This is a genomic window from Escherichia sp. TW14182, from assembly GCF_000208525.1.
Lineage (GTDB): Bacteria > Pseudomonadota > Gammaproteobacteria > Enterobacterales > Enterobacteriaceae > Escherichia > Escherichia ruysiae.
Genome location: NZ_AEJZ01000124.1, coordinates 1 through 6,448, shown reverse-complemented (window position 1 = coordinate 6,448; position 6,448 = coordinate 1). Strand labels below are relative to the sequence as shown.

Sequence of the window (6,448 nt, the reverse complement as noted above, 5' to 3'; positions counted from 1 at the left end):
AGAAGACGCGATCAAAGCCGCCATTGCGGACTATAAAAGCAAACGTGAAGCAAAATAAGAGTTGAGGTTTGGTTATGTCGATTACACTGAGCGACAGTGCAGCAGCGCGAGTAAATACCTTTCTGGCTAACCGTGGTAAAGGGTTTGGCCTGCGTCTGGGCGTGAGAACCTCCGGGTGTTCAGGTATGGCTTATGTACTGGAATTTGTTGACGAACCGACGCCGGAAGACATCGTGTTTGAAGACAAAGGCGTGAAAGTCGTGGTCGATGGCAAAAGCCTGCAATTTCTGGACGGTACGCAACTGGACTTCGTAAAAGAAGGCCTGAACGAAGGGTTTAAATTCACCAACCCGAACGTAAAAGATGAATGTGGTTGCGGCGAAAGCTTCCACGTCTGATGCGCATACCGATAACCCCACCGTGGTCGCCTGCGCGTGGGGTTTGTTTTACCTGATTCGCCGCCATCGCGGCGGATCGCAGCCCTGAGAATGTTATGGATTACTTCACCCTCTTTGGCTTGCCTGCCCGTTATCAACTCGATACCCAGGCACTGAGCCTGCGTTTTCAGGATCTACAACGTCAGTATCATCCTGATAAATTCGCCAGCGGAAGCCAGGCGGAACAACTCGCCGCCGTACAGCAATCCGCAACCATTAACCAGGCATGGCAAACGCTGCGTCATCCATTGATGCGGGCAGAATACCTGCTTTCATTGCACGGTTTTGATCTCGCCAGCGAGCAGCATACTGTGCGCGACACCGCGTTCCTGATGGAACAGTTGGAACTGCGTGAAGAACTGGACGAGATCGAACAGGCGAAAGACGAAGCGCGGCTGGAAAGCTTTATCAAACGCGTTAAAAAGATGTTTGATACGCGCCATCAGTTGATGGTTGAACAGTTAGACAACGAGACGTGGGACGCGGCGGCGGATACCGTGCGTAAGCTGCGTTTTCTCGATAAACTGCGAAGCAGTGCCGAACAACTCGAAGAAAAACTGCTCGATTTTTAATTTCTGGAAGCTAAACATGGCCTTATTACAAATTAGTGAACCTGGTTTGAGTGCTGCGCCGCATCAGCGTCGTCTGGCGGCTGGTATCGACCTGGGCACAACCAACTCGCTGGTGGCGACAGTACGCAGCGGTCAGGCCGAAACGTTAGCCGACCATGAAGGCCGTCACCTGCTGCCGTCTGTTGTTCACTATCAACAGCAAGGGCATTCGGTGGGTTATGACGCGCGTACTAACGCAGCGTGTGACACCGCCAACACCATTAGTTCTGTTAAACGCCTGATGGGGCGCTCGCTGGCTGATATCCAGCAACGCTATCCACATCTGCCTTATCAATTCCAGGCCAGCGAAAACGGCCTGCCGATGATTGAAACGGCGGCGGGGCTGCTGAACCCGGTGCGCGTTTCTGCGGACATCCTCAAAGCACTGGCGGCGCGGGCAACTGAAGCCCTGGCAGGCGAGCTGGATGGTGTAGTTATCACCGTTCCGGCGTACTTTGACGATGCCCAGCGTCAGGGCACCAAAGACGCGGCGCGTCTGGCAGGGTTGCATGTTCTGCGCTTACTTAACGAACCGACCGCTGCGGCTATCGCCTACGGGCTGGATTCCGGTCAGGAAGGCGTGATCGCCGTTTATGACCTCGGCGGCGGGACGTTTGATATTTCCATTCTGCGCTTAAGTCGCGGCGTGTTCGAAGTGCTGGCGACCGGCGGTGATTCCGCGCTCGGCGGCGATGATTTCGACCATCTGCTGGCGGATTACATTCGCGAGCAAGCGGGCATTCCTGATCGTAGCGATAACCGCGTTCAGCGTGAACTGCTGGATGCCGCCATTGCAGCCAAAATCGCGCTGAGCGATGCGGACTCTGTGACCGTTAACGTCGCGGGCTGGCAGGGCGAAATCAGCCGTGAACAATTCAACGAACTGATCGCACCGCTGGTAAAACGTACCTTGTTGGCCTGTCGTCGAGCACTGAAAGATGCAGGTGTTGAAGCTGATGAAGTGCTGGAAGTGGTGATGGTTGGCGGTTCTACTCGCGTGCCGCTGGTGCGTGAACGGGTAGGCGAATTTTTCGGTCGTCCGCCGCTGACTTCCATCGATCCGGATAAAGTCGTCGCCATTGGTGCGGCGATTCAGGCGGATATTCTGGTGGGTAACAAGCCGGATAGCGAAATGCTGCTGCTCGACGTAATTCCACTGTCGCTGGGGCTTGAAACCATGGGCGGCCTGGTGGAGAAAGTGATCCCGCGTAATACCACGATTCCGGTGGCTCGCGCCCAGGATTTCACCACCTTTAAAGATGGCCAGACCGCGATGTCTATCCATGTAATGCAGGGTGAGCGCGAACTGGTGCAGGACTGTCGCTCACTGGCACGTTTTGCGCTGCGTGGTATTCCGGCGCTACCGGCTGGCGGCGCGCATATTCGCGTGACGTTCCAGGTCGATGCTGACGGTCTTTTAAGCGTGACGGCGATGGAAAAATCCACCGGCGTTGAGGCATCTATTCAGGTCAAACCGTCTTACGGTCTGACCGACAGCGAAATCGCCTCGATGATCAAAGACTCAATGAGCTATGCCGAGCAGGACGTAAAGGCCCGTATGCTGGCAGAACAAAAAGTCGAAGCGGCGCGCGTGCTGGAAAGCCTGAACGGCGCGCTGGCTGCTGATGCCGCGCTGTTAAGCGCCGCAGAGCGTCAGGTCATTGACGATGCTGCCGCTCACCTGAGTGAAGTGGCGCAGGGCGATGACGTTGACGCCATCGAACAAGCGATTAAAAACGTAGACAAACAAACCCAGGATTTCGCCGCTCGCCGCATGGACCAGTCGGTTCGTCGTGCGCTGAAAGGCCATTCCGTGGACGAGGTTTAATATGCCAAAGATTGTTATTTTGCCTCATCAGGATCTCTGCCCTGATGGCGCTGTTCTGGAAGCGAATAGCGGTGAAACTATTCTTGATGCTGCGTTGCGTAACGGTATCGAGATTGAACACGCCTGTGAAAAATCCTGCGCTTGCACCACCTGCCACTGCATCGTTCGTGAAGGTTTTGACTCGCTGCCGGAAAGTTCTGAGCAGGAAGACGACATGCTGGACAAAGCCTGGGGACTGGAGCCGGAAAGCCGTTTAAGCTGCCAGGCGCGTGTCACTGACGAAGATTTAGTGGTCGAAATTCCGCGTTACACTATCAACCATGCGCGTGAGCATTAACAGAGGTTAGTATGGGACTTAAGTGGACCGATAGCCGCGAAATTGGCGAAGCACTGTACGATGCGTATCCCGATCTCGACCCGAAAACGGTTCGATTCACCGATATGCATCAGTGGATTTGCGAGCTGGAAGATTTCGACGACGACCCGCAGGCATCTAACGAGAAAATCCTCGAAGCGATTTTGTTAGTCTGGCTGGACGAAGCTGAGTGAATAAACGGGCTGCCTGGGGTAGCCCGTTTTGCTGTTAAACAAATAAGGATAACTAAAATGACAGAAGCGATGAAAATTACCCTCTCTACCCAACCTGCCGACGCGCGCTGGGGAGAAAAAGCGACTTACAGCATTAATAATGATGGCATTACCCTGCATTTGAACGGGGCTGACGATCCGGGCCTTATCCAACGTGCAGCGCGCAAAATTGACGGTCTGGGCATCAAACATGTTCAGCTAAGCGGTGAAGGCTGGGATGCGGATCGTTGTTGGGCATTCTGGCAAGGTTACAAAGCTCCGAAAGGCACGCGTAAAGTAGAGTGGCCGGATCTGGACGATGCCCAACGCCAGGAACTGGATAACCGCCTGATGATCATCGATTGGGTGCGTGACACCATCAACGCACCGGCGGAAGAACTGGGGCCATCACAACTGGCACAGCGTGCTGTTGATCTGATCAGCAACGTCGCAGGCGATCGTGTGACTTATCGGATCACCAAAGGCGAAGATCTACGCGAACAAGGCTATATGGGGCTGCACACCGTCGGACGCGGTTCAGAACGTTCGCCGGTATTGCTGGCGCTGGATTACAACCCGACTGGCGATAAAGAAGCGCCGGTGTACGCGTGCCTGGTTGGTAAAGGCATCACCTTTGATTCCGGCGGCTACAGCATCAAACAGACCGCATTTATGGACTCGATGAAGTCGGACATGGGCGGCGCGGCAACGGTTACCGGGGCGCTGGCGTTTGCCATTACGCGCGGACTGAACAAGCGCGTGAAGCTGTTCCTCTGCTGTGCGGATAACCTGATCAGCGGCAACGCGTTCAAACTGGGCGATATTATTACCTATCGCAACGGTAAAAAAGTCGAAGTGATGAACACCGATGCCGAAGGGCGTCTGGTGCTGGCCGATGGCCTGATTGATGCCAGTGCGCAGAAACCGGAACTGATCATTGATGCGGCGACCCTCACCGGGGCGGCGAAAACTGCGCTGGGTAATGATTATCACGCGCTGTTCAGTTTTGACGATGCGCTTGCCGGTCGCTTGCTGGCGAGTGCCGCGCAGGAGAATGAACCGTTCTGGCGTCTGCCGCTGGCGGAGTTCCACCGCAGCCAGCTGCCGTCTAACTTTGCGGAACTGAACAATACCGGAAGCGCGGCGTATCCGGCAGGCGCGAGCACGGCGGCGGGCTTCCTGTCGCACTTTGTTGAGAACTATCAGCAAGGCTGGCTGCATATCGACTGCTCGGCGACTTACCGTAAATCGCCGGTTGAACAGTGGTCTGCGGGCGCGACCGGGCTAGGTGTGCGCACGATTGCTAATCTGTTAACGGCGTAAACTAATATGCCGGATGCGGCGTAAACGCCTTATCCGGCCTACAAATTGCGAAAATCCAATAGATTGCGACTCCCTTGTAGGCCTGATAAGCGTGGCGCATCAGGCACTTGTGCCCCGAACGTTGAATGAATTGTGGTTCTTATGTCCGAAACAAAAAACGAACTTGAAGACCTGCTGGAAAAAGCAGCAACCGAACCGGCGCACCGCCCGGCCTTTTTCCGTACTCTACTGGAATCCACCGTCTGGGTGCCGGGTACGGCGGCGCAGGGCGAGGCTGTGGTTGAAGATAGCGCGCTTGATTTACAGCACTGGGAAAAAGAAGACGGCACCAGCGTCATTCCTTTTTTTACCTCGTTAGAAGCACTTCAACAGGCGGTTGAAGACGAACAGGCATTTGTCGTAATGCCCGTTCGCACATTGTTTGAGATGACCCTTGGCGAAACGCTCTTCCTTAATGCCAAACTGCCAACCGGTAAAGAATTTATGCCGCGTGAAATCAGTTTGTTGATCGGTGAAGAAGGGAATCCGCTGAGCAGTCAGGAAGTACTGGAAGGTGGTGAATCGCTGATATTATCGGAAGTCGCAGAGCCGCCAGCACAAATGATTGATTCACTCACTACCTTATTTAAAACCATTAAGCCGGTGAAGCGCGCTTTCATTTGTTCAATTAAAGAGAGCGAAGAGGCACAGCCTAATTTGCTTATTGGCATTGAAGCCGATGGTGATATCGAAGAAATTATTCAGGCGGCGGGAAGTGTAGCGACCGATACATTACCTGGCGATGAACCTATTGATATTTGCCAGGTGAAAAAAGGGGAAAAAGGAATTAGCCACTTTATTACCGAACATATTGCGCCATTCTATGAACGTCGCTGGGGTGGATTTCTGCGTGATTTTAAACAGAATCGGATAATCTAAAATATGCCGCCCAAAAGGGCGGCATTCGGGCTTACTTGCTGCTCTGAAGGATGTTAGCCACCAGTAAATTATTACCAGAGAGACTCCGGTTATTATTTACTTCGGAAAACAGCGCACCAGAAACAATAAGTACGATACAAAAGCACCGTATCTTCATTGTGCGGTCCATGCGAAGACCGCATCACGACAGCACCACTGGCGATATTGCCGCGATAGCAAGCACTGAGACGCGCTTACCCTAACGGTCGCGGAACATCCTTTCCTTAAGCCAGCGCCCGCTTGCGAGACGGCGGAAAGAGCCGCAGTGGATAATACACTAACAGAACAATAATAACTCTCTTTTGCTTGACAAAAAGAGAGTTACTGGCGAGTATTGCCTCCGCTGAGACGCGCTTGCATTACTACGGTAATACAACCTGCTGGAAAGGCCGCGAACCAAACCGGCAACAAATAACCGCCTGATTTTGGCAGTTTTTTGTTTTTTAAGAAAAGTGAATTTACACGTTTAAGTAATATCTTTTACCGGTTAGTATTTTAAATATTGAGCGGGATTTGTTTATATTTGTCTGAATTCGGACTAATAAGCCAAATGAATTCAAAACCTATCCTTTTTTATCTACTTGACATCGTTGATGCATAAAGCGAGTATTGAGTAGACGAGATACACTTGCAGTAATACAACCAGCTGGAAAGGCCGCGAACCAGACCAGCAACAAAAAACCGCCAAATTCGGCGGGTTTTTTTTGTCTGTAAAAAACCTATTT

8 protein-coding genes are annotated in these 6,448 nt (G+C 52.8%); 7 read left to right on the top strand and 1 reads right to left on the bottom strand.

Annotated elements, in window-relative coordinates:
* The first annotated feature begins 74 nt into the window (after positions 1–74).
* From iscA to sseB, 7 genes are all read left to right on the top strand, one after another.
* The gene (iscA, locus tag EQY_RS0111745) at positions 75–398 is read left to right on the top strand and encodes an iron-sulfur cluster assembly protein IscA (protein WP_000028953.1); all 324 of its coding nucleotides are present in this window, start codon (positions 75–77) and stop codon (positions 396–398) included.
* A gap of 95 nt (positions 399–493) precedes the next feature.
* Positions 494–1,009 (top strand): co-chaperone HscB, encoded by a 516-nt coding sequence (gene hscB, locus EQY_RS0111740; protein ID WP_000384413.1) that lies wholly within the window; start codon positions 494–496, stop codon positions 1,007–1,009.
* Between the two features lie 16 nt (positions 1,010–1,025).
* A complete protein-coding gene (hscA, locus tag EQY_RS0111735; protein ID WP_001196584.1) occupies positions 1,026–2,876 on the top strand; it encodes a Fe-S protein assembly chaperone HscA in 1,851 nt (616 codons plus the stop codon).
* A gap of 1 nt (position 2,877) precedes the next feature.
* Entirely contained in the window at positions 2,878–3,213 is a 336-nt protein-coding gene (fdx, locus tag EQY_RS0111730) for an ISC system 2Fe-2S type ferredoxin (RefSeq protein ID WP_001124469.1), read from the top strand.
* Positions 3,214–3,224: 11 nt separating this feature from the next.
* The gene (gene iscX / locus EQY_RS0111725) at positions 3,225–3,425 is read left to right on the top strand and encodes a Fe-S cluster assembly protein IscX (RefSeq protein ID WP_000523619.1); all 201 of its coding nucleotides are present in this window, start codon (positions 3,225–3,227) and stop codon (positions 3,423–3,425) included.
* 57 nt (positions 3,426–3,482) lie between these two features.
* Positions 3,483–4,766: an aminopeptidase PepB gene (gene pepB / locus EQY_RS0111720; protein ID WP_000133603.1), complete on the top strand. Its 1,284-nt coding sequence runs from the start codon at positions 3,483–3,485 to the stop codon at positions 4,764–4,766.
* Positions 4,767–4,907: 141 nt separating this feature from the next.
* Positions 4,908–5,684 carry an enhanced serine sensitivity protein SseB gene (gene sseB / locus EQY_RS0111715; RefSeq protein WP_024212542.1) on the top strand — a complete coding sequence of 259 codons (777 nt, stop codon included), beginning with the start codon at positions 4,908–4,910 and terminating at the stop codon, positions 5,682–5,684.
* Between the two features lie 31 nt (positions 5,685–5,715).
* Here sseB and timP read toward each other — a convergent pair whose 3' ends face one another.
* Positions 5,716–5,841, bottom strand: a complete 126-nt coding sequence (gene timP / locus EQY_RS27215) for a small toxic inner membrane protein TimP (protein ID WP_249940739.1) — start codon at positions 5,839–5,841, stop codon at positions 5,716–5,718.
* Positions 5,842–6,448 lie beyond the last annotated feature (607 nt).

Coding starts and splice junctions, on each gene's coding strand:
- hscA (WP_001196584.1), top strand. CDS start 1,026: ATGGCCTTATTACAAATTAGTGAACCTGGTTTGAGTGCTGCGCCGCAT.
- timP (WP_249940739.1), bottom strand. CDS start 5,841: ATGAAGATACGGTGCTTTTGTATCGTACTTATTGTTTCTGGTGCGCTG.
- fdx (WP_001124469.1), top strand. CDS start 2,878: ATGCCAAAGATTGTTATTTTGCCTCATCAGGATCTCTGCCCTGATGGC.
- sseB (WP_024212542.1), top strand. CDS start 4,908: ATGTCCGAAACAAAAAACGAACTTGAAGACCTGCTGGAAAAAGCAGCA.
- hscB (WP_000384413.1), top strand. CDS start 494: ATGGATTACTTCACCCTCTTTGGCTTGCCTGCCCGTTATCAACTCGAT.
- iscA (WP_000028953.1), top strand. CDS start 75: ATGTCGATTACACTGAGCGACAGTGCAGCAGCGCGAGTAAATACCTTT.
- iscX (WP_000523619.1), top strand. CDS start 3,225: ATGGGACTTAAGTGGACCGATAGCCGCGAAATTGGCGAAGCACTGTAC.
- pepB (WP_000133603.1), top strand. CDS start 3,483: ATGACAGAAGCGATGAAAATTACCCTCTCTACCCAACCTGCCGACGCG.